General features: G+C 34.0%; 19 protein-coding genes. 4 read left to right on the top strand and 15 right to left on the bottom strand.

Going from position 1 to position 22,203, the window contains the following annotated elements; all coding sequences use genetic code 11:
* Nucleotides 1–5 precede the first annotated feature (5 nt).
* Nucleotides 6–1,760 (top strand): signal peptide peptidase SppA, encoded by a 1,755-nt coding sequence (gene sppA, locus BUR17_RS09700; RefSeq protein WP_074230083.1) that lies wholly within the window; start codon nt 6–8, stop codon nt 1,758–1,760.
* Nucleotides 1,761–1,830: 70 nt separating this feature from the next.
* Here sppA and BUR17_RS09695 read toward each other — a convergent pair whose 3' ends face one another.
* The 5 genes from BUR17_RS09695 to rpmB all read right to left on the bottom strand — a co-directional run bounded on the left by BUR17_RS09695 (nt 1,831) and on the right by rpmB (nt 3,884).
* On the bottom strand, nt 1,831–2,088 hold the full coding sequence (locus BUR17_RS09695; protein WP_074230082.1) for a GlsB/YeaQ/YmgE family stress response membrane protein: 258 nt from the start codon (nt 2,086–2,088) through the stop codon (nt 1,831–1,833).
* 54 nt (nt 2,089–2,142) lie between these two features.
* A complete protein-coding gene (gene ftsY / locus BUR17_RS09690; RefSeq protein WP_074230081.1) occupies nt 2,143–3,096 on the bottom strand; it encodes a signal recognition particle-docking protein FtsY in 954 nt (317 codons plus the stop codon).
* 186 nt (nt 3,097–3,282) lie between these two features.
* Nucleotides 3,283–3,435, bottom strand: a complete 153-nt coding sequence (locus BUR17_RS09685; RefSeq protein ID WP_066674993.1) for a DUF4295 domain-containing protein — start codon at nt 3,433–3,435, stop codon at nt 3,283–3,285.
* A 19-nt stretch (nt 3,436–3,454) separates the two neighbouring features.
* The gene (gene rpmG, locus BUR17_RS09680) at nt 3,455–3,637 is read right to left on the bottom strand and encodes a 50S ribosomal protein L33 (RefSeq protein WP_027373683.1); all 183 of its coding nucleotides are present in this window, start codon (nt 3,635–3,637) and stop codon (nt 3,455–3,457) included.
* Between the two features lie 4 nt (nt 3,638–3,641).
* Nucleotides 3,642–3,884, bottom strand: a complete 243-nt coding sequence (gene rpmB, locus BUR17_RS09675) for a 50S ribosomal protein L28 (protein WP_034760742.1) — start codon at nt 3,882–3,884, stop codon at nt 3,642–3,644.
* A 239-nt stretch (nt 3,885–4,123) separates the two neighbouring features.
* On the opposite strand from rpmB, the gene BUR17_RS09670 reads away from it, so the two are divergent.
* Entirely contained in the window at nt 4,124–5,836 is a 1,713-nt protein-coding gene (locus BUR17_RS09670; protein ID WP_074230080.1) for a T9SS type A sorting domain-containing protein, read from the top strand.
* A gap of 100 nt (nt 5,837–5,936) precedes the next feature.
* On the opposite strand, the gene lnt is transcribed toward BUR17_RS09670, so the two are convergent.
* Nucleotides 5,937–7,580: an apolipoprotein N-acyltransferase gene (gene lnt, locus BUR17_RS09665; RefSeq protein WP_074230079.1), complete on the bottom strand. Its 1,644-nt coding sequence runs from the start codon at nt 7,578–7,580 to the stop codon at nt 5,937–5,939.
* A gap of 55 nt (nt 7,581–7,635) precedes the next feature.
* On the opposite strand from lnt, the gene BUR17_RS09660 reads away from it, so the two are divergent.
* Nucleotides 7,636–8,058, top strand: coding sequence for a VanZ family protein (locus BUR17_RS09660; protein WP_074230078.1), 423 nt, complete (start codon nt 7,636–7,638; stop codon nt 8,056–8,058).
* Between the two features lie 109 nt (nt 8,059–8,167).
* On the opposite strand, the gene proC is transcribed toward BUR17_RS09660, so the two are convergent.
* From proC to BUR17_RS09615, 9 genes are all read right to left on the bottom strand, one after another.
* Complete coding sequence (proC, locus tag BUR17_RS09655; protein WP_074230077.1) at nt 8,168–8,971, bottom strand: pyrroline-5-carboxylate reductase; 804 nt, start codon at nt 8,969–8,971, stop codon at nt 8,168–8,170.
* 15 nt (nt 8,972–8,986) lie between these two features.
* Complete coding sequence (locus BUR17_RS09650) at nt 8,987–9,556, bottom strand: hypothetical protein (RefSeq protein ID WP_074230076.1); 570 nt, start codon at nt 9,554–9,556, stop codon at nt 8,987–8,989.
* Nucleotides 9,557–9,634: 78 nt separating this feature from the next.
* Nucleotides 9,635–10,783, bottom strand: a complete 1,149-nt coding sequence (locus BUR17_RS09645; RefSeq protein WP_074230075.1) for a cytochrome-c peroxidase — start codon at nt 10,781–10,783, stop codon at nt 9,635–9,637.
* A 170-nt stretch (nt 10,784–10,953) separates the two neighbouring features.
* Entirely contained in the window at nt 10,954–12,471 is a 1,518-nt protein-coding gene (locus BUR17_RS09640) for a DUF6850 family outer membrane beta-barrel protein (protein WP_074230074.1), read from the bottom strand.
* Nucleotides 12,472–12,502: 31 nt separating this feature from the next.
* A complete protein-coding gene (locus BUR17_RS09635; RefSeq protein ID WP_074230073.1) occupies nt 12,503–13,729 on the bottom strand; it encodes a DUF4876 domain-containing protein in 1,227 nt (408 codons plus the stop codon).
* Between the two features lie 26 nt (nt 13,730–13,755).
* Nucleotides 13,756–16,515, bottom strand: a complete 2,760-nt coding sequence (locus BUR17_RS09630) for a TonB-dependent receptor (RefSeq protein ID WP_074230072.1) — start codon at nt 16,513–16,515, stop codon at nt 13,756–13,758.
* Nucleotides 16,516–16,641: 126 nt separating this feature from the next.
* A complete protein-coding gene (murB, locus tag BUR17_RS09625; protein WP_074230071.1) occupies nt 16,642–17,655 on the bottom strand; it encodes a UDP-N-acetylmuramate dehydrogenase in 1,014 nt (337 codons plus the stop codon).
* 41 nt (nt 17,656–17,696) lie between these two features.
* Nucleotides 17,697–18,176 (bottom strand): hypothetical protein, encoded by a 480-nt coding sequence (locus BUR17_RS09620; RefSeq protein ID WP_074230070.1) that lies wholly within the window; start codon nt 18,174–18,176, stop codon nt 17,697–17,699.
* Nucleotides 18,177–18,186: 10 nt separating this feature from the next.
* A complete protein-coding gene (locus tag BUR17_RS09615; protein WP_074230069.1) occupies nt 18,187–19,392 on the bottom strand; it encodes a pyridoxal phosphate-dependent aminotransferase in 1,206 nt (401 codons plus the stop codon).
* 267 nt (nt 19,393–19,659) lie between these two features.
* Between BUR17_RS09615 and BUR17_RS09610 the strand changes: the two genes are divergently transcribed.
* Nucleotides 19,660–22,140 (top strand): GEVED domain-containing protein, encoded by a 2,481-nt coding sequence (locus BUR17_RS09610; RefSeq protein ID WP_074230068.1) that lies wholly within the window; start codon nt 19,660–19,662, stop codon nt 22,138–22,140.
* Nucleotides 22,141–22,203 lie beyond the last annotated feature (63 nt).

Below are 22,203 nucleotides of genomic sequence, written 5' to 3'. Positions count from 1 at the left end.
TGTTTATGAAGAGTTTCTTTAAAAATGTATTAGCAAATATAGTGGCTATTGTTATATTATGCTTCGTGTTTTTCTTCTTTTTTATTATCATGATTGCTGTCAGTTCAATGAGTGGAGAGAAATCGGTGGATGTAAAAAAGAATTCAGTTTTAACTATTAATCTGAAGACTTCTATTATTGATAGTCCTACAGAAGAGCAGCAAAGTATTTTTAATATTAAAGATAAGAATCAGAATATTTTGATTTATGATGCTGTGGAAGCTATTCATAAAGCGAAAGATGATGATAATATTAAAGGTATCAGTATTGAAACCGACCATATTAGCGCAGGAACTACTCAGATTGATGATTTGAGAAATGCTATTGAAGATTTCAAGAAAAGCGGAAAATTTGTTTATGCTTACGGAAATGCGGTTTCACAGGCTTCCTATTATTTAGGTTCTGTTGCTGATCAGTATTATTTAAATCCATCAGGTGGAATTGAGCTTAAAGGTTTGGCTACAGAAGTAACTTTCTTTAAAGATTTTGCTGAAAAATATGGAATCGGGATTGAAGTAATCCGTCACGGGAAATTTAAATCTGCTGTAGAACCTTTCTTAAGAAATGATATTTCGCCGGAAAATCAGGAGCAGTTGAGTACCTTATTAAATGATATTTGGGGAAATACTTCATCTAAAATGGCAGCCTCAAGAAAAATGAATGCTGAAGAGTTCAAAACTGTTGTAGACAGCTTATACGGAATGATTCCAGATTTAACGGTAAAATATAAACTGGCTGATAAACTTATTCAGAAAACTGAGTACGATCAGTTAATCAAAACAAAACTGAGTATTGCTGAAAAAGATAAACTAAACAAAGTTTCGCTACAAAAATATATCGATTCTTTTAAAGATAAAGATAGCTCAGGTGAAAAAGTAGCAGTTTTATACGCGTCAGGTTCTATCAATAGCGGTGATGAATACAATGAAATTTATTCTGAAAAGTATATCAAGTATATTAAAGAACTTCAGGAAGACAAAAAAGTAAAAGCGGTAGTTTTAAGAATTAATTCTCCGGGAGGAAGTGCAAATGCCTCTGATGAGATTTTATTTGAACTTCAACGGTTGAAAAAAACAAAACCTCTGGTTGTTTCTTTCGGTGATTATGCTGCTTCAGGTGGATATTATATTGCAATGGGAGCGGATAAAATTTATTCTGAACCAAATACTTTAACAGGGTCTATCGGAGTTTTCGGAGTATTGCCTTACTTTAAAGATATTGCCAATAAAAACGGAGTGCGTTCTGATATTGTTGCTACCAATGCCAACTCGGCTTATTATTCTTCATTGCACGGTCTTACGCCTTATGGAGTGAATTTAATGACGAGAAGTGTTGAAGGAACTTATAAAAGATTTGTACATTTTGTGACTCAAAACAGAAAACAGACTTTTGAGCAGATTGATAACATCGGAGGTGGAAGAGTTTGGAGCGGAGTTCGTGCAAAACAAATCGGCTTGGTAGACGAATTGGGAACTTTAAATGATGCAGTGAAATTTGCTGCACAAAAAGCAAATTTGAAATCTTATAACGTTGCGTCTTATCCTAAAAAGATGACTGCATTTGAGCAGATTTTTGAAGATCTGAATGAAGACGATATCTCTGCAAGAGTCATCAAGAATAAAATTGGTAAAGCAAACTATGAGATTTTAGAACAGCTTACCAGTGAGAAATTAAAATCTGAGGTAAAAATGGAAATGCCTTACAGAATCAAAATAGACTAAATTATATTGTTCATAAAAATCCCGATTTGAAATTTTCAAATCGGGATTTTGTTTTTTTAAAAGAATTTATTTATTTCCTAGTTGCCATTCCGTAAAGCCAGAGTACAAGGATTGCACCACCAATGGCAAGGAACCAGCTTCTGAAATTCCAGAAAGAATCTACATCGCCCCAGTGAAGAATATATACTCCTATCAAGCCGCCGACGAAAGCACCAACGATACCTAAGATAATCGTAATCAGCCATCCGCCGCCTTGTTTTCCGGGCATAATCACTTTAGCAAGTGCTCCTGCCAATAGACCAAAGATAATCCATGTTATAAATCCCATAATTTTAATTTTTTTAATGTTAATAAATTTGTTTGATTTGTTTTCAAAAAGAATTTATCTCTTCTTGAAGAACGAATCTACAAACTCTGTACCATTAAAAAGTTGAAGATCTTGCATTTTTTCTCCAACACCAATATATTTTACCGGAATCTGAAATTGATCTGAAATACCAATTACCACACCGCCTTTTGCAGTTCCGTCTAATTTTGTTACTGCTAAAGCATTCACTTCAGTAGCTGCTGTAAACTGTTTTGCCTGTTCAAAGGCATTCTGACCTGTAGAACCATCAAGAACCAATAAAATCTCGTGTGGAGCATCAGGAATAACCTTTTGCATCACTCTCTTGATTTTAGAAAGTTCATTCATCAAATTAATTTTATTGTGAAGTCTTCCAGCGGTGTCAATAATAACAACATCGGCATCCTGAGCAACGGCACTTTGTACCGTGTCAAAAGCAACAGAAGCAGGATCAGAACCCATTTCCTGTTTTACGATAGGAACGCCAACTCTTTCACTCCAGATAACCAATTGATCAACTGCAGCAGCTCTAAAAGTATCTGCAGCTCCTAAAACTACTTTTTTACCTTCAGATTTAAACTGATGAGCCAGTTTTCCGATAGTGGTGGTTTTTCCAACACCGTTTACACCGACAACCATAATAACGTATGGTTTTTTACTTGTGTCAATGTTTCCGCTTCCTGCGTGTGGATTTTCTAAAAGAAGTCCGGAGATTTCTTCGCGTAGAATTTGGTCTAATTCATTTACGCCGACATACTTGTCTCTGGCAACACGTTCTTCAATTCTCTCAATGATTTTGATGGTTGTAGAAGCTCCAACGTCTGAAGCAATCAGTATTTCTTCCAGATTATCCAGAACTTCGTCATCTACTTTGCTTTTGCCGACTACGGCTTTAGTCATTTTTTCAAAGAAACCCTGATTCGATTTTTCCAAACCTTTATCTAAAGTTTCTTTTTCTTCTTTTTTGAAAATATTTTTAAACCAACTCATTGTATGAATTTCGGAATTTTAATTAATGTTGGAAGTTGGGAGCAGGAAGCTGGATGTTTACAATTATAATGTTTTATTTTGTAAACATCCAGCTTCCAACATCTTGCTTCCTGCTTAGAAAAGCAAAGATAACAAAAAAACTACCCAAAATATGAGTAGTTTTTGTATTGTAAATAAAGTTCTGGATTATTTTTTCAAAAAACCTTCAACTTCGTCTGCATTCATTACTTTTTCTTCGAAAACGTAAGCTCCTGATTTAGAAGACTTCACCATTTTCACGACTTTAGTCATTTTTTTAGACTGTCCGCTTTGTAGGGTTGCTACTACTTTCTTTGCCATGGTAAATTATATTTATAAATTACTTGATTTCTTTGTGAAGGGTAGATCTCTTAAGAACCGGATTGTATTTTTTCAATTCCAATCTTTCTGTAGTGTTCTTTTTATTTTTTGTAGAAATGTATCTAGACATTCCTGGCATACCGCTTTCTTTGTGCTCTGTACATTCAAGTATTACTTGAACTCTATTTCCTTTTTTTGCCATGATTTTAGTTCTTTTTAATCAATCCTTCTCTGATGCCTCTTTCGATAGCCTCTTCGATTCCAATCTTGTTAATGATTCTCAATCCATGAGCTGAAACTTTAAGCGTAACGTGCTTGTCTTGCTCTGGAAGGTAAAATTTCTTTTCCAATAAGTTAATTTCAAAACGACGCTTCGTTTTGTTATTAGCGTGGGAAACGTTGTTACCAACCATTGCACGCTTTCCTGTTATCTGGCAAATTCTTGACATATCTCGATGTTCTTATTTGTATAATATTTGAGGTTGCAAAATAACGAAGATTTTTTTAGATAGACAAGTCTTTGTATAAATTTTATAATAAATATTTATCATTTTTAATGACTTACCCATTCATTTGCATTCTTTAAAGTCTCTCGGATGTGGGCATGTGATAAATATCAGTCTCAATTTGAACGCTGAAATAATATTTGATATTATCTTTGTTTTTAATTAATCTAAATAAAAATAAAATGAAAAAGTTGTATGTTTTTGCTTTTTTTATTCCTATGATGTTTCAGGCTCAAACTTTTTCTGAAGTTTCCAGCAGTATAAAAAATTTCTTTTACGGATCCAGCGATATTGGTGATTTTAATAATGACGGAAAACCGGATGTTGTATATAATGGCGCTATAGATGTAGATGCAGACGGAGGTGCAGATGTTACCTTTAATGAAGCTTATATTAATAATAATGGCGTTTTTTCTGCTTATGGAGATTTAGGAACTGATGTTACGCATTTAGGAGATATTAAATTTATAGATTATAATAATGACGGATTATTAGATATTGTTTCTACTGGTTTGAGTTATCAGGATGTTGTTAATTACAAACACTATCGTTTTCTAAATAATGGAACTGGTTTTTCAAAAGTAGAAGATACTGCCGGAAAAGTGTACGGCTCTATTGAAGTTTTTGATTTTAATCATGATGGAAAACAGGATTATGCAATCAACGGACCTCAATATGTTCAAGGAACCGGTTTTGTGTATGATTTAAGTTTTTATAAAAACGCAGGTAATGGTTTTCAACTAACTCAGTCGTGGCTTCCCGGAACTCAGAATGGAAGTTTTAAAGTATTAGATCTGAATAATGATCAGCTTCTGGATGTAGTCATTTTCGGTTATGATAAAGATACCAATCCTGTTTTTAAAGTATATCTAAATTCGAATGGTACACTTCAGGAATCTCAAACTTTACTGCCTTTAGCGAGCGGGAAATTAGCGTATGCAGACTTTAATGCAGATGGTTTTTTAGATTTGGTAGCGATTGGTCAGGATGGAAATTATGACGAATATCTTGGTGTCTTTATGAATGACGGAACAGGTCAGTTTACAACTCAGGGGATTTCCGGAGAAGGGCTTTCTGCTTCAAGTGTAGATGTTGGAGATCTTAATAATGATGGATATTACGATTTTATAGTCATTGGTGATGATAAAAATAATGACGGAGCGGTGAATGTTTTTCTTTACAATCCGGCTTCCCAATCTTTTACAAAAGCAACCAATACTTCTTTGTATAATCTTGGCGGAACAGGAAATGTAAGGCTTTTTGATTACGACGGAAACAATCATCTGGATGTTTTAATGACGGGCTTCGATTGGGCTGATCCAGATTTAAATTCATTCACCAAACTTTATAAAAATACTTCTACGGCAGCCAATTTAAAACCAACTGCTCCAACCAGTTTACATTTAAACAAAAACGGAAATACATTCAATTTTACATGGAGTGGCGCAACGGATGATAAAACTCCGGTCAATGCTTTACAATATGAAATTAAAGTCGGAACAAGTCCGGGAGCGCAAGATGTGGCAAAGTATATTGTAACTACGCCATCTTGGTTTTTAACGCTTGATTCTTCTATTCAGCAAGTATATTGGAGTGTAAGATCAATTGATGCATCAAAAGTTTACTCTGATCCGTCAGTAGAAAATACATTAGGTGTAAATGATTTTTCAGCAAAAACACAACTGTCGATCTATCCAAATCCGGCTTCTGAAAAAGTTTTCATTAAAGGTGAAAAAGCAACTGCGGTGGAAATGTATTCAATGGATGGGAAAAAACTAAATGTACAGCTCAACAGCGATCAGTCGGTAACCGTTTCTGATCTTCCAAAAGGAATGTATATTCTGAAAATTAAAATTAACAACAACTGGGTGGTCCAAAAACTAATGATCAGGTAAATAGTAGTTTGAATTTGATTTTTTAAACTTAAATTAAACAGAGAAAACCAGCCAATTGGCTGGTTTTTTATTTATATGAAACTTTCCAATATTTAAAAGTTTACTTTTTGTTTTCCTTTTTCATTCTATTCTGAAACCTTTTAATCAGAAAATAAAACAGCAAAAACCCTAAAGCAAAAATAGAAACTCGGGAAAGAAAATCTCCTGTTCTTACATAAAACGTTTCGCCCTCATAAAGATTAACTTTAGCGAATAAGGTTGTCTGATCGCCATAAAAAGTGTCTTCTAAGATTTCACCTTTAGCATTAATATGCGCAGAAATTCCGCTGTTTGCAGCTCGTACAATTTCTCTTCTGGTTTCAATAGCTCTCATTCTTGCATAAGAAAGGAGCTGTTTGTGACCTTCTGTTACTCCCCACCAAGAATCATTGGTCATAATTCCGAGGAAGTTGGCGCCTTTTTTTACATAGTCGGTTACAAATTCACCATAAATACTTTCATAACAAATAATCGGTGCGATCTTTCCTTTATTATAAGGATTTGAAAATGCAACACGCTCTTTATCTGTTCCCAATGAAGCAACAGTTCCTCCCAAATTAATCATCGCATTACCTAAAAGTGGTTTTAAAACACTCATGTAAGGGAAAATTTCAACGCCCGGAACAAGCTTTCCTTTGTGGTAAACTTCAACTTTTTGATTCGGGATGATTTGTACTGCAGAATTATAACTTTCTACCCAAACTCGGTCATTAATTTGATAAGCATTTGTTGGAACAGTATTTTTATCTAAAAAATATTTGTGTGAAGAAATTCCCGTTGTAAAAACAGAACCGGGATGTTTCGCAAGAAAACCTTTTACATTACTTAAAAGTTCACTTTTTTCAAAAGCGGTCTCAGAAATAGAACCTCTTCCGGGAAGTGCTGTTTCGGGCGCAATGTAATAATCAATTTTTCCTTTGGTATTGTTTTCGGCTAAAGCTAAAAGATCATTCTGAATCGTGATGCTGTCTTTAGAATATTTTTCACCATAAGGATCAAGATCTGGTTGCAACATTAAAACACTGACTTCACCAATCGGTTTTTCATTAAAACTATTGAATTTTATTAATGAAATAATCATCGGAAGACCGATTAAAAGTACCGTTGCAGAAATATTAATAATTAAATCTTTCCTTTTTCTTCCGGCTTCCCAAATTCTGATAGTGTAAAATATGAGTAAATTGACCAATAAAATCCAAAAGCTTCCTCCGGTTGATCCTAAAGTATCGTACCACTGAATCAGTTTCGGGTAATCTGAAAAAGCATTTCCAAGATTCAGCCAAGGCCAAGTTAATTCCCAATTGAGATGAAATTTTTCAAAACTCATCCAGATTGCTACTAAAAAAGCCATTCCCCAATACGTTCCCTGTGCATTTTTATACCAATGATAACATTGAAAAACGAGTGAATATAAAAAAGAATTGACCAAAACCGGAAATAGGACCGCCATCATCGAATGACTTCCATCCGGATTTTTTGATCCGTACAGCCAGCCTGTGGTAACTACATTCCAAATCACAAAACACAGATAAGAAAGACCGAAAACAACCCAGCTTTTTCTGTTGTAATTTGAAAATTTAGAAACACCATGTTCCATCATCAAAAGCGGAACGAGGGCAAAGAATATAAAAAATGGAACTCCGTAAGTCGGCCAAGAAACCGATAGCAACATCGCTGAAATGAGCGTAAGTAAGACGTATTTCATTAAATTAGTTTAACACGCCAAATTTAGTGCTTTGAAATGAATAACTTTGCAAATGATGTTAAAGAAATTTTATAAATTCATCATTTTACCGTACACCATTTTTCTGCTCTATCTGATGTTTTTCGGGATGGGAAGATTGCAGTATGAAGATAATATTGTGAGAATTAAACCGATTGTTTCAACAATTTGGTTTATTCATGAAACAATAAGCTGGCTTGATATTATTAGAATTGTTTTGGGAAATGTGGTGATGTTTATTCCTTTTGGTTTTTTAGGATGGATTTTTCCACAGTTAAAAAATTTAAAAAGCCTCATCATCACTTTTGTTTCTGCCATTGTGATTGTAGAAGCACTGCAGTATTTTTCAAGATTGGGAGTATTTGATGTGGATGATGTTTTGCTGAATACTTTTGGAGTGTTTCTGGGATTTTTGATTCGGAATTTTTTAGAAAGAAGATTTGAAAGCTATGTTAAATAAATTGAGATGCTTCGACTCCGCTCAGCATGACATTTCCTAATACTAACTTTTATATTTCAGCAATAAATTTTTAGCGATGTCATGCTGAGCGAAGTCGAAGCATTTTTCATTACCCATTCAATTCCTTCGCTCGTTTTTCAGCATTTAAAATTCCTTGCTGCAAAATTCCCTTAAAATTATTTTCTTCAAAGGTTTTCAGTGCCGCTTCGGTTGTACCACCTTTTGAAGCAACATCTTTGATAAGATCTTCCAGGTTTTTATCAGAGTTATTGATTAAATGATAAGCGCCCAACATCGTTTGTTTTACGAAAAGTTTAGACAAATTTTCATCGATTCCCATTTCTGTTCCGGCTTTAATCATCGCGTCTACGATGTAATAAAAATACGCTGGTCCGCTTCCTGAAAGGGCAGTAACTCCGTCTAATAAATCTTCGTTTTCCAAATAAACAGATCTTCCGGTGCTGTTCAGAAGCCTTTCGATATTCATTAACTGATTAAATGAAATTCCTTCTGCAGAAGTGTAACCTGTGATTCCCATTCCCAAAAGAGTAGGAGAGTTGGGCATTGCTCTTACGACAGGTTTGTGATTTAATGAGTTCTGAATTTTTTCAATTTTAATTCCTGCCATAATCGACAAAATCATCTGATTTTCATTTAATGAAAACTGAAAACTTTCCGCTACTTTTTGGAAATCCTGTGGTTTTACGGCAATGATTATAAGATCTGCATCCAAATTTTTCACTTCTTCAAATACAGAAATTTCAGATTTGGGAAATTCTTCTTTTATTTTCGGAATTTTAGATTGGCTTCTTGTAATCAGGTGAAGGTTTTCAGGTTTAATGAGTTCATATTTCAAAAATGATTTTGAAAAAGATAAACCCATATTTCCGGCTCCGATGATGGCGATTTTCATATTTGTGTTTTTTATTTATTCGGTTAAATATTTTCTGAACGTTAGTGAATATCGGTCATTAAAAGTAATAAAATGGATATTTTTAAATAGAATTTTGTCAGATTTTTTTTCAATTTTTCCGGTAGCGTCATAGTTTTTAATCACTACATATTTTTCATTTATTTCTAAAATTTCGCCGATAGAAAATATGTTTTTCTTTTTTGTAGAACTTTCTACGATGCAGTGAAAATTTTGCTTTTTTAAAGATTTAAATAAGGATTCAAAACTCTTTAACGAAGTATTGCTAATGATTTTTTGATTAAAATTGATCAGACCTTCTTCTGAAAATATTTTCTCAGAAGTTTTTTCAAATTTCTTGTGACGGGTTCTTATTATCTTATTGTAAGGAACAATTTTTATTCCGTCTAAAGTAAAATTGTGAGACTCCTGAACCATTAAAAATTTTTCAGATACATTCAGAATAAAGCCTGAAGTAAACTCTTCCGGGCATTCTTCGGAAAAGAAAACTTTTACGTAATGCGTTTTATTGAGGTGATCCTGAATCGTTTTTTTTAATTCTTTATCAGAATGCATTTTATCTGCCATAGCTATTTAGAAATATTTGAACTAAAATAAGCTATTCTGTTAAAACGAACGAAGATTTGGTTTTAAAAAGAAATTAATTTATTCCACAGGAAACTCCGGTCTTCTCATTTTGTATTTTGTTCCTGAAAGAGATTCAAGAAAAGAAACTAAAGCTTTTACTTCTTCTTTATTTAAATTTAGTTTTTGCAACAAAGGGTCTGTTGAAGGATGAAGTGGATCTGCCAACTTTTTTTCTGCGTTAGGATCGAGTTGATGCATTCCGCTGTTGTACATGTTGACAACTCCTTCCAAATCATCGAAAAGCCCATTGTGCATCCAAGGTTGAGTGAGTGCTAAATCTCTTAATTGTGGTGTTTTGAATTTTCCAACATCTTCAGCTTTTTTGGTTATGTTGTATAAGCCTAGATCTTCGTATTTTCTTTTATAGTAAGTTAAACCAATATTGTGGAAAGATTCATCAGTTAAATATTTTCCGCTGTGACAGTTCATACAACGAGCTTTAGTACGGAAAATATGCATTCCGTAGATTTCTTCATCTGTTAAAGAGTTGTATTTTCCTTCAAGAAATTTATCAAAACGGCTTGGCTGACTTTTGATGGTTTTCTGGAAATCAGCAATGGCTTTTACGATTTTATCGTACGTTACTTTTTCGGTTCCGTAAGCATTTTTGAAAAGCGAATTGTATCCTTTTATATTCTGAATTTTTGCGGGAAGTGTTTTCACATCCATTGCCATCTCGTGATGTGCTCCAAGAGGTCCTGAAGCCTGCTCTTCAAGAGTTTTAGCTCTTCCGTCCCAGAAAAAAGAAGTTCTTTCGGCGATGTTGTAAAGAGAAATAGTGTTTCTGTTTCCTAAAAGGTGGTCGTTTCCAAGTGCAACACGTCTTCGGTCTTGCCATCCCATTTCGGGGTCGTGACAAGTACTGCAGGAAATCTGGTTGGACTTTGATAATTTAGGATCAAAAAAAAGCATTTTTCCTAAAATAACATTTGGCTTGTCCTGCTCTGTGAAATAAGCAGAATCTGTTTTGATGGCTGCAAATTCCTCCCATTTTACACCGTGGTCAATATTGGGTTTTGGCCATTCTGTAATTGCTTTTTTGTAGCTTTTTACTATGTCTTCAATAGATGGCTCCTGAATATTTGATAACTCATTTCCAACTTTTGAAGTGAAACTCCAAAGAATAAATAAAATCAATCCTAAACTCCAATAAATTCCTCTTTTCATTTTAAATTAAATATTCTTTTGATACTTTTCTATTATAAATTTATTTTAATTCTCTTACTATTTTAATTTTTAAACTATTAAGGTTCATTAAAAAGTTGAGACAAATTAAGTTGAGTTTCGCTTTAAGGACTACTTCTCATAAAATCTTTAATCTCTTAATCTTTCAATTTCTAAAATGTAATTCCTAAACTTGCGCCGACAAAATTATTGTTTTTTTTCTGAATTTTCTGTGATTGATATTCTACACTTACAAAGAATGCCGGAAGTTTCTCCAATTTAATGTCGTATCTTAAAGATGCTCCAAAAGTGCTGATGTCGCTTGCCTGAAATTGGTAATCCTGAAGAATCCAATCATTGATGGCAGTATTTCCAACTGATGTAATTGCCGAGATTGATTTATTTACAACTCGTTTTGTGAAATAAGGACTAAAACTCAATACTTGGTTTTTGTTTAATTTTTGCTGAAAATCTGCATTGATTCCAAAATAATTGTAAACAAATTTTTGTCCCGAAACCGGATATAATCTTCTTTCTTTAATTTCCTGCTGACTGAAAAATGGCGTTGCATTCAATGTGAAATTATCTTTTGATAATTGATACATCAGTTTGAATAAAGAAGCATAAGTCTCATTACGATAAGCTTTTCTCTGGAAGATCTGCTCTGTACGCTGAGTATTGATAGAATAACCAAACTCAGTTCCAGTTTTTACAGAAGCAGAGTAATTGGCAAAAATCCCGAATCTGTGATGGTTGTTTAGATTGAAAAATTTTGCACCTTCGAAAATAAACTGCTCGTTCTGTAAAGCTGAAGCTTTAAAAAATTGATTATTTATTTGGATGTTTTTGGTGTTTTTAGAATTTCCAGCAACTGCTTGAATGTAAAAATCTTTTCCTGCTTTATTAGTGATCTGAGCTCCGACTTGGTAACCTAATTCTTCAAATGCAATAGCATTTTTTCCTCCGTTAAAAAAGTTGTTAGAGTACCCTAATCCTACCATTTGGTAGAGGTAAGGATTTCCTAAAAGACTCACGAATGAGATGCTGCTGTTCTGTGTATATTTATTTAATCTTGTGAAAATTCCAACTTCATATTCTCTGAAAATATTGTAATTTAAACCTAGATTTACATAAAGATCTGAGGTTGTATTGTTAATTCTCGGGTCTCTTGAGCGGTAACCCAATTGTGCGGTATAGTTGGCTTCAAGTCCTAAAGTAAAACGGTTGAATTTCTCAGAATAACCTCCTGCAAAAGAATATCTTTCCAGTTTTAAATCTCCGCCTACAGAATCTGCCAAAACATAAGGTGCAACACGGTCAAAATCCAGATTTTCGTTCCATTTAATTTTTAATTGTTTCTGACTTTCGTAGCTTGCCTTTCCCCAAACCGCTCTTTTATCATTAAGCTTTTGAAAAGAATTGACGTAAATTTTCAAACCTTTATCTCCAGAACCAAGCTGTTCTCTGTAAATATCTTTTTTTTCTGAATGATAACCAATTCCGAATTCTGAGAAAGAAGTAGAACTATAATCCGACATGGAAGCCGGATTATAGTAAAACTGAGATTTTAAATTTCTTTCCGCACAGTATTGATTGCGATATTTATTAAAAAAATCAATACTGTCCTGAGCTTTCAACAAAGAAAAACAAATTACAAATAGTGCTGCGAAAGAAGTTTTAATATTGAACATAAATATGTTTTAAATAAATTTTAAACCGAGATTAATGTACAATCCCGTTTTTTAAACTCGGTTGAGAGTCTTTTACAAAATCTAAAGATGAGTTGTTGGTGTCTTTATATACGTTTTTGTTTTCTGAAGTTTTCCCAATTACTTTACGTCTTACTGATTTTCCGTAACGTGTTGCATCATTATTCATAGAACCAACTGACGTCCAACCAGCATCTATACTTGCGGAAGTAAGGGTCTGAACAAAATCTGTAGGAATACTGTTGTTTACTCCATCAATAATCCATGAGTTTGGAATTTTATATACACTTTTTGAAGTAACACTTCCAGCACTGTTTACAAAAGAATAATCGTATTTCTGATTTTGAAGGAAGGTGTTTTTATTTTCACCCGCAGGGAAACGAGCTATTACATAACTTTCAAAACCTCTGTTGTGAAGGAAAAACATATTGTATGTCATCTGAGTATAGATTACCTCTGCATTTGGTACATTTGGGTTATCAACCTGTCCTAAAGTAGGATTGGTAGAAGGGAATTCCCAGTCTGCATTCTGTAAATTATAGGCTGTTGAAGTGTTTTGTGAATGATCTACTGCGTTATCTGCTACAACGATAAAATCTCCTGGATGAATAATCTTAGGGGTTGCACTTGTAAGTACCATAACACCTTTTACAGGGAAATAGTCATTTGCATTGTACGGAGTAGGATTATCGTTTGATGTTGTGTAGAAATTAGATTGCCCAATAATTAGATTTGCGGCATCTAAATCTTCGTCTGTGTTATTTGTGATTTTAAAATATCTGCTTGAGTTGTAGTTTTTATTATCCGGAGTTCTCACTCCTGTAAAGAATACTTCTTCGATGATAAAATCATTACCAAATCTTTTTGCTAAAAGCGGAATGGTAATATTGGTAGCATTTACTTTAATATCTGTAACTGCAGTTGCACCTACATTAATCTGTTCCGAATCTGTTTTTACAACAATTCCGTTTACGGTAATGTTGTAAGATCCGAAAGGCAATTCAAGAGAATGTGCATTGGTATTTTGAATGGTAAATTCTGTTACAGCTCCAGTGTTGATTTCTTTAATTGAAATATCTAAAGTTTTGTAAATAGCAATTTCTTCTCCTGTGAAATTCATTGTTAAAACTCCTGTCTGAGAAACTGATTTCCCGAAATCATCATCGCTTGAACAAGATGTTACTGTAAATCCTGTTACCAAAGCTACTGCTAAACCTAGTAATAAAACTCTTCTTTTCATGTTGTTTTCTATTTGTTTAAATTATATTAAAAATTGTAGGTTAACTCCATCCCGAAATAAGGTCTGTTTGTTCCTATTCTTTCAATCTTAAGATTGTTGAAATAATAAGGTGCACTGTAATTAAAGATTCGGGTAACAAACATCGAAGTTCTGATGTCTTTATAAATACTTTTGGTCACTTTTAAATTGGCACCGAAAGTAAAAGTATATTCTCTGGCTAAATTATCTGATGTTGAAACATTTCTTACCAACCATTGTTTGTAAGTATCGGTTTTATCGACTTCGGTAAAAGTATGTATAATGCCATCAATTCCGTAATAAGATATTGGTTCAGCAATTCTTTGATCATTTCTATTATTGTCAAAGAAACTTCCCTGAAACGATGCTGAAATCGTTAAATCCAGTTTAGGGATATAGGTATCAACGAAAAGATTGTAATTCATATTTGAATTAACGTATCCATCGTCATTTTGGTAAATTCCGTAGTACGGAAATCCATCAGGTCCGATAGATGCGGTTGGTTGCTCAATAACAGGGATTGAATTTCTGTACTGTGTTTTAAAATAGGCACCGCTTAAAGTAAATCTTGTATTAATAGCTTTGATACGTGGAGAAGTGTAACCGAATTCAATTCCGTTTTTAATTGTTGCACTTCCGTTTTCAGTTAAAGAATAGTTGGCGTTGGTTTTTCTTTCAACATATGGCGTGGTGGCTAAATTCGGTCCGTTGTTCCATTGTGAAAGGTCGACTTGTGAAGCATTATATTGCTTGTAAGTATGTAATGTCGTATGAAGCATTTGACGAAAACCATTTGTCATATCTTCCTTGAAATAAGTTAAAAATATATTATGATTTCTGTACGAAAGATCTAGTCTGATTTCTTTTTTAATACTTTTAGCAGCTTCTAACGCTTTATTTTCGAGATTCTGAACATACGTCATGAAATTTACATAACGATATTGTGCATCATTGTGATAATAATTAAGCTGTGTATAATCCCAGAATTTTCTGTTAGGGTAGAGCATTAAAAGTGTAGGTTGCTTGTAAAACTGTCCATACCCTAATGTGATATCTGTTTTTAAAGGGAAATTATTAATCATTAAATGAGGAAGATTATATTGTAGATTTACTCTTGGTTCCACAAAAACTTTTTTACTGATGGTGTAAGATTTATCTATTCCCAATTGTTTTGAGAATCTTAATCCTGTATATAATGTAAATTTATGTTCATCAATGGCATAACTCATTTGGTCTCCTAAAAATGCAGCCATCAAATTAGATGCAGGAATATCATTAAATGGTCTTGGTCTGGAATTGCTAAATTCTGCAGCATAAGGAGAATTCATATCGTAAATCAACCCCCTGCCATTATTCTTAGAATACCTCCAGTCTAAACCTGCTTCATATTGATGATTGATTCCAAAAGTGCTTCTTGTTCCGGTCGTTTGAAACATTGCAGTAATGTCTAACGGTTTTCCTTCTGTAGCGTAGTCGCTCACATAACGAAGAACCGGGAAAACTCCAACATTTTCTCCTTGTTCTGTGGCTAAAGAAAAAGATCTTGGCCCTGATAATTGTATCAGTTTAGTTTGATCAATTTTTTCAAATCCCTGTCTAATTGCTGTGTTTAAAATAACTTTATCAAAAAAAGATGTTTTATTTAAACTATAAATGAAGTTATTACTAAAACTAATTTTTGTTCGGGTCTGTTTATATTTATCAATTTCAGGAGCTCCGTTATCAGGATCGTTTTTCTTCGAATCGATATTGCTTGAAAAATCAATATTTGAACGCCATTCTAAAGGATTAGACCAAAGATTTCCTTTCTTTTTTGAACGGATTGATGCGGTCATTCTCTGGTAATTTTCAAAATCATCGGTCGGATTAGATTTAGAATCTAAAAAGTCTGCACCTGCACTGATTTGCCAATTGTTATTAACTTTAAAACCTTTACCAACATAATATTGCTTGCTGAAACCGTCTGCTTTAAATCTTGCCTGTAAAGGAGATTCGCCAATTTTTCTTTCGATTTTTATCACTCCGGATGTTAAATCTCCATAAGATGCAGAAGGAATTCCTCGGATGATTTCAACTTTTTCAATGTCGTTCGTGGAAATTGTTCTCATATCTACCCCGGTTGTGGCAGTTTCTCTTGCTTCAGGTGAGTATCCAAATTGTCTGTTGTCTAACGAAACCTGCATGTCTGCATTAGAATTGATGACATTTCCGTCTATCATGAATTGGGTTCCCAATGCAGTTGTATTGTATTCTGATGTTCTATATGTAAATTGACCTCTGTTTTCACGAAGCATGGGTCTGTTATTTACACTCAGATTGGGTGTTTTTGCCAATCCACCCGGTAAAAGCTCCATCAAATCTGTAAAACTTGAGGGTTGCAAATGTTCCATTGCTTTTCTGTCGATAATGGTTTTAGTCGTTAAACCTTTTCCTTCTTTAGAGAAAATCACGATCTCTTCAAGTTTATCTACGGGTTGAAGCTGGAAATTAAGTGTTTTTGAATTGTTTAAAGTAACATCAAGCTCTTTTTCCTGATAATTGGAGTGGATGATTTTTAGATGATGTTTGCCTTCACTTAAAACTAATGTTGCAACTCCATTTTCATCCGTAACTGCAGAGTTTTGAGAACTTTTTACAGTAACGCCTTTCAGTTTCTGCTGACTTTCACCTGAAATACTAATGCTTAATTGTAATTTCTCGTTTTGAGCCAATAAAAGTTGAGAGCCGAAGAAAAAAAGTAATATAAATGTTAAGAGCCTGATCATCATTATTTTAGTTTGTCGAATGCAAAATCGACCGCAAAAGTAGGAATTAAATTTGCGGATATGAAATTTATTTAGAATAAATTAAAATAACTGACAAATGTCAGACAAGATATAAGGGAACTTTTTAGACTATAAAATATTAACCTCTCTTTCCAATTCAATCCCGAATTTTTCTTTAACGGAATCAATAATTAAACCTGAAAAATCAAAAATTTCTTTCCCAGAAGCATTTCCCGTTGCGTTAATAATCACTAAAGACTGTAATTGATGAGAAGCCACATTTCCGATTTGTTTTCCTTTCCAGCCACATTGTTCGATGAGCCAGCCTGCAGGAACTTTTACGAAATTTCCGTTCGGATAACCCTGAATGTTGTCGAATTTTAATTTTAAACCTTCAAACTGTGTTAAAGGAATAGTGGGGTTTTTAAAAAAACTTCCAGCGTTACCAATTTTTTTAGGATCGGGAAGTTTGCTTTGTCTGATGTTAATAACGGCTTTTGAAACATCCTGAATTGTTGGATTTTTTATTCCTAAATTTTCCAGTTCAGATTGTATAGCACCATATTCGGTTTTAATGGAGTGGTTTTGAGTGGTTAATTTAAAACTCACTTCCAAAATCACATATTTATTTTTTCCTTCTTGTTTGAAAATAGAATCTCTGTACCCGAATCTGCATTTTTCCAGATCAAAATTTTCAACTTCTAATGTCTGTAAATTCAAAACTTTACAGCTTAAAAAATGATCTTTTATTTCGGTTCCGTAAGCTCCGATATTCTGCATCGGTGAGGTTCCTACATTTCCTGGAATTAAAGAAAGATTTTCAAGTCCACCGTAATTTTTATTCAGGCAAAACATAACGAATTCATGCCAGTTTTCTCCGGCTTTTGCTGTTACTAAAACTTCATTTTCATTTAAAAATTTTTCAGAAATTCCTTTTAAATTTAATTGTATTGCTAAACCGTCAAAATCTTTTGTAAACAAGATATTGCTTCCGCCACCCAAGAATAGGAGTGGGAGAGTTTGAGTGTGGGAGAGTTTTAGAGTTTCAGTTAATTCTTCTACAGTATTTACTTCAACAAAATATTTTGCTTTTGCTTCTACTCCAAAAGTATTGAAAGGTTTTAGTGAAAAATTTTCCTGCATTGGATTTAGTAAATGTTTAGAATTAATTTGAAAATGAAATTTTATTGATATTCCTGAGGAATAATTTTTAAAAGCTCTTGCTTGAAACGGGCAAACTGATTGTAATGAATATCGTTTTGTGCGTTGACGTAAACGTGAGATTTTTTATTGGTTTTAATCTGAAAACTCTCATCAATACCATCAATCGGTTGAATACTTGGTGAACTTTCGATGCCGTCCAAATTTCTAATTTTAAAAGAAGAGGTCATGCTTTTCCAGGTCTCCGGTTTAATGGCGGAATGCCATTCTTTGTGCTTCTTTGTTGAGGTTGCCCCGGTCTCAAAATGAATGGAGTCTTTCGTAACTTTTATCACTCTGTAAAAACCTAATTGACCACCAATTTCCGATAAACCAATAAATGTGATTTCTTCGGTTTTAGAATCTGGTTTTTTATCAGCAGTTTTTTCACTGCATGAAAAAAAAATCAGCAGTAAAAACATTGAAACGAAAATTTTCAAATCACTTATTTTTACTGCCGACATATTTGTACTATTAAAGATTGAACTCTAATTTATATTTTTCAAGTGCATGTTTTAAGATTTCTGCACTTTTTCTTAAATCTTCTTCTTTCAGAACGTAAGCAATTCTCACCTGTTTTTTTCCTAATTCAGGATCGCTGTAAAATCCTCCTGCAGGTGCAACCATGATGGTTTCGTTGTTCAAAGTGTATTTTTCAAGAAGCCATTGCGCGAATTTTTCAGTATCATCTACCGGAAGTTCGGCAACACAGTAGAATGCTCCTTTTGGTTTAGGGCAAATAACTCCCGGAATTGCATTCAGCAAATCAACTAAAACATTTCTTCTGTGAGTATATTCTTCTCTTACGGCTCTGATGTATGCTCCATCATTCTGGTGAGCGGCAGTTGCAGCAATTTGTCCCAAAAGTACCGGGCTTAATCTTGCCTGCGCAAATAGCATTGCAGCATCGTGAATTTTTTTTGAACGGGTAATTAAACATCCGATTCTTACACCACACATAGAATAACGCTTAGATTCAGAATCGATAATGATGCAGTTTTCGCTTAATTCAGGAAAAGCAAGCATTGAAACTTGTTGTTTTCCGTCATAAACATATTCTCTGTAAACCTCGTCAGAAATAACAACGATGTCATATTTTAAAGCAATTTCTGCTAACTTCTGAAGTTCTTCACGGGTGTAAAGATATCCCGTAGGATTTCCAGGGTTACAAATAACGATTGCTCTTGTTTTTGCAGTGATTTTTTTCTCAAATTCTTCAATCGGAGGAAGTGCAAAACCAGTGTCAATAGAAGAAGGAATTGCAACTACATTCACATTGAATGTGCTTGTAAATCCGTTATAATTTGCATAATATGGTTCTGGAATAATTACTTCATCGCCGTCATCACAAAGAGTAGAAATGGCGAAATTTAAAGCTTCAGATCCACCGTTTGTTACAATGAAATTATCTGGAGTAAGATCTGTAAAATCTAAAGAATGATAATATTCTGTAAGCGCTTTTCTGTATTCAATATTTCCTTCTGAAAGAGCATATTCCAAAACTTTTAAATCAATGTTTTTTAAAGCATTCAAAGCGGTTTCAGGAGTTTCGATATCCGGTTGTCCGATGTTAAGGTGATATACTTTTGTACCTCTCTGTTTAGCCTGTAAGGCAAAAGGAACCAGTTTTCTTACCGGTGAAGGCGGCATCTGTTGTGCTCTGTTTGAAATGTTTGGCATTGTCTAAAATTTGTATGCACAAAAATAACAAAATATTTCGGCTCATAAGAATATATCTGAACTGATATTGGTAATATTATGTGGTAGATATTAATTATGTTATTAATGTTAATAATTCAAAAAAACGCAATTTAAAGTTATATAAATATTTATGTTTTGATTATAATATGTTAATATTTTAATTGTGTTGAAAATAATTTAAAATTAATATTGTGTTTTTAGATTTAATTCATAGTTTTACGCCGAACTAAATGAAACTAATATTCTATGAAAGGAAAAAGACTCTTTGGATTGGTTAATCTATGCGCGCTTTTCTATGCGCCAATGGCATTTGCCCAATATTATCACCCTGTTGCTGTAAGTGGGTTTACACAAGATGTAATTGCTAATGGAGTAGGAAATGCTTCTTCTAGTACAACGGCTTCTGTAGACGCAGTTGATTACGCTTATGTCTCAAAAGATTTTCAGGCTACTGCAACAAGTCCTGCGCTTACTTACGGACTTCCTGTTTCGGGTCAATTTATGAGTGTTGTTGGTACAACTCCGGGATTGACGTATCAATTAGCATCTTACAACAGCAGTAATGCTTTAAAGTTAAATGCTGTTTCTGATTCCGGAACCTTAACTTTTACTACACCAACCGCAGCATTTAATTTGTATTTCTTAGCAACCGGCGGAAGTGGATCAGGTGTTGTAAGTGCTGTTGTGAATTTTACTGACGGAACCAACCAGACGTTTACAAGTTTATCTGTCGGTGACTGGTATGATCAAACAAATTTTGCAATACAGGGAATTGGAAGAATCAAAATTACCACTAATGCATTGGAAGATGGAGGAGGTACAAATCCTAGAATTTATCAGATTCCTTTAGCAATATCGGCAACGAATCAATCTAAAACTGTACAGAACATTACTTTTAGTAAGACTTCAGGAACTGGTTTTATCAATATCTTTGGTGTTTCAGCAAACAGATTTACAACTTGTCTGGCGCCAACTGCAGTTACAGCTTCAGCGGTTACGGTAAGTTCTGCGACTCTTACATGGACTGCTCCAGCTACAGTACCTACTAATTACGATATTTATTATACTTCTTCTACAGTTGCGCCAAATAGCAATACAGCACCTACAGCATCTGGTGTTACCGGACTTACTGCAAATATCACTAGCGGAATTGCGCCTATGACCAAGTATCATGTTTGGATAAGATCAAACTGTGGTGGATCTGTGGGAGAATGGGCTTATGGAACAACTTTTACAACACCTTGTTCAACTTTTACAGTACCTTATTCTGAAAATTTTGATACCACATCAATTGGATCTTCTTCGAATACTAATGCACCAATGTGCTGGTCGTATTTAGAAACAAGTGGATTTGCAGGATACGGATATGTTACCAATAGCAACTCAAACTCACCAACAAATAGTTATTATTTATCTAATACTTCGGCAAGTACAGGTAATCAAATGTTAGTGTCGCCTCAAACAGTTGCTTTGTCTGATGGAACCAAGAGAGTGAAATTTTATGCAAAAGGTAGCGCAAACTATACTTTACAAGTAGGAACTTTGACTAATCCTTCAGATCCGTCAACCTTCGTTTCATTTAATACAACAACTATCACGGCAAATCATGCTCAGTATACTGTTAATATTCCATCGGGAGGAGGTTCTTATTTAGCTTTCAGACATAATTTGGGAGGAACTTACAGAACAATTTATCTTGATGACATTACGGTGGAGGCTATTCCTTCTTGTTTAGAGCCAGTTTCGCTTGCGGTTACAGGTCAAACGATGAATTCGGTAGGCTTATCTTGGACTGATACAGCAACCGTTCCTGTGAATAATTATGATATCTATTATAGTACAACTAATGCAGCTCCTACTACAAGTACTGTTTTAAATGCTACCAACTCTGTAACTTCTTCTACAACTACAGTTACGGTTCCGGGATTAGCTTCTGAAACAATTTATTATTTCTGGGTTAGATCTCGTTGTTCAGCTACGAATCAAAGTATTTGGGTAGGATCGGTTAATGCTTTTACTGGATATTGTTTACCATCTTCTTCTAACCAAAATTCTTGGATATCTGCATTTACTTCGACGGGAGCAGTTACAAATATGGCCTATTCTTCTGCAACCGCTGTTGCTGCAACTAATGGCTACCAAAATCTATCTTCAACAACAAATACCATTTCAAATGCTGCGGGAAGTACAACTTCAATTTCTATGACGGCAGGTGGACCAACTTGTGGAATGGCAGTTTGGGTTGATTGGAATAACGACTTAGTATTCAGTTCTACAGAAAGAATGTATGTAACAAGTACTTATGAAACAACCACACCTTCTACTGCATCAATTACTATTCCTGCGGGAACACCTCTAGGAAATTACAGAATGAGAGTAATGTGTGATTACAATTCAACAGCACCTTCCAATGCTTGTGCATCTGTTACAAGAGGAGAGTTTCTTGATTTCAAACTTCAGGTGGTAAATACATTAGGAACTTCAGATCTTACTACAAAGAATAAGGAGGTTAAAGTTTATCCAAATCCATTCAGTGATATAATTAATATCTCAGAATTTAAAGATGTTAAAACAGTTAAAGTTACTGATGTAGCTGGAAGAACATTAAAAACTATTGAAAATCCTTCTAAGGAAATCAATTTAAGTTCATTACATTCTGGACTTTATTTAATTACCATGTCTTATAAAGACGGTTCTCAAAATACGGTGAAAGCCATTAAAAAGTAAATTATTTTTGAATTATTTTTTTTAGCAGCCTTGCATTTATGTAAGGCTGTTTTTATTTTTCTA

The sequence above is a fragment of the Chryseobacterium scophthalmum genome (assembly GCF_900143185.1).
GTDB lineage: Bacteria > Bacteroidota > Bacteroidia > Flavobacteriales > Weeksellaceae > Chryseobacterium > Chryseobacterium scophthalmum.
The sequence above is the reverse complement of the archived record's forward strand: the minus strand, read 5'-3'. Positions and strand labels throughout refer to the sequence as shown.

What these genes read in the sequence shown, in the direction of transcription:
- sppA (WP_074230083.1), top strand. Translation starts at nt 6, where the DNA reads ATGAAGAGTTTCTTTAAAAATGTATTAGCAAATATAGTGGCTATTGTT.
- BUR17_RS09695 (WP_074230082.1), bottom strand. Translation starts at nt 2,088, where the DNA reads ATGGGATTTATAACATGGATTATCTTTGGTCTATTGGCAGGAGCACTT.
- ftsY (WP_074230081.1), bottom strand. Translation starts at nt 3,096, where the DNA reads ATGAGTTGGTTTAAAAATATTTTCAAAAAAGAAGAAAAAGAAACTTTA.
- BUR17_RS09685 (WP_066674993.1), bottom strand. Translation starts at nt 3,435, where the DNA reads ATGGCAAAGAAAGTAGTAGCAACCCTACAAAGCGGACAGTCTAAAAAA.
- rpmG (WP_027373683.1), bottom strand. Translation starts at nt 3,637, where the DNA reads ATGGCAAAAAAAGGAAATAGAGTTCAAGTAATACTTGAATGTACAGAG.
- rpmB (WP_034760742.1), bottom strand. Translation starts at nt 3,884, where the DNA reads ATGTCAAGAATTTGCCAGATAACAGGAAAGCGTGCAATGGTTGGTAAC.
- BUR17_RS09670 (WP_074230080.1), top strand. Translation starts at nt 4,124, where the DNA reads ATGAAAAAGTTGTATGTTTTTGCTTTTTTTATTCCTATGATGTTTCAG.
- lnt (WP_074230079.1), bottom strand. Translation starts at nt 7,580, where the DNA reads ATGAAATACGTCTTACTTACGCTCATTTCAGCGATGTTGCTATCGGTT.
- BUR17_RS09660 (WP_074230078.1), top strand. Translation starts at nt 7,636, where the DNA reads ATGTTAAAGAAATTTTATAAATTCATCATTTTACCGTACACCATTTTT.
- proC (WP_074230077.1), bottom strand. Translation starts at nt 8,971, where the DNA reads ATGAAAATCGCCATCATCGGAGCCGGAAATATGGGTTTATCTTTTTCA.
- BUR17_RS09650 (WP_074230076.1), bottom strand. Translation starts at nt 9,556, where the DNA reads ATGGCAGATAAAATGCATTCTGATAAAGAATTAAAAAAAACGATTCAG.
- BUR17_RS09645 (WP_074230075.1), bottom strand. Translation starts at nt 10,783, where the DNA reads ATGAAAAGAGGAATTTATTGGAGTTTAGGATTGATTTTATTTATTCTT.
- BUR17_RS09640 (WP_074230074.1), bottom strand. Translation starts at nt 12,471, where the DNA reads ATGTTCAATATTAAAACTTCTTTCGCAGCACTATTTGTAATTTGTTTT.
- BUR17_RS09635 (WP_074230073.1), bottom strand. Translation starts at nt 13,729, where the DNA reads ATGAAAAGAAGAGTTTTATTACTAGGTTTAGCAGTAGCTTTGGTAACA.
- BUR17_RS09630 (WP_074230072.1), bottom strand. Translation starts at nt 16,515, where the DNA reads ATGATGATCAGGCTCTTAACATTTATATTACTTTTTTTCTTCGGCTCT.
- murB (WP_074230071.1), bottom strand. Translation starts at nt 17,655, where the DNA reads ATGCAGGAAAATTTTTCACTAAAACCTTTCAATACTTTTGGAGTAGAA.
- BUR17_RS09620 (WP_074230070.1), bottom strand. Translation starts at nt 18,176, where the DNA reads ATGTCGGCAGTAAAAATAAGTGATTTGAAAATTTTCGTTTCAATGTTT.
- BUR17_RS09615 (WP_074230069.1), bottom strand. Translation starts at nt 19,392, where the DNA reads ATGCCAAACATTTCAAACAGAGCACAACAGATGCCGCCTTCACCGGTA.
- BUR17_RS09610 (WP_074230068.1), top strand. Translation starts at nt 19,660, where the DNA reads ATGAAAGGAAAAAGACTCTTTGGATTGGTTAATCTATGCGCGCTTTTC.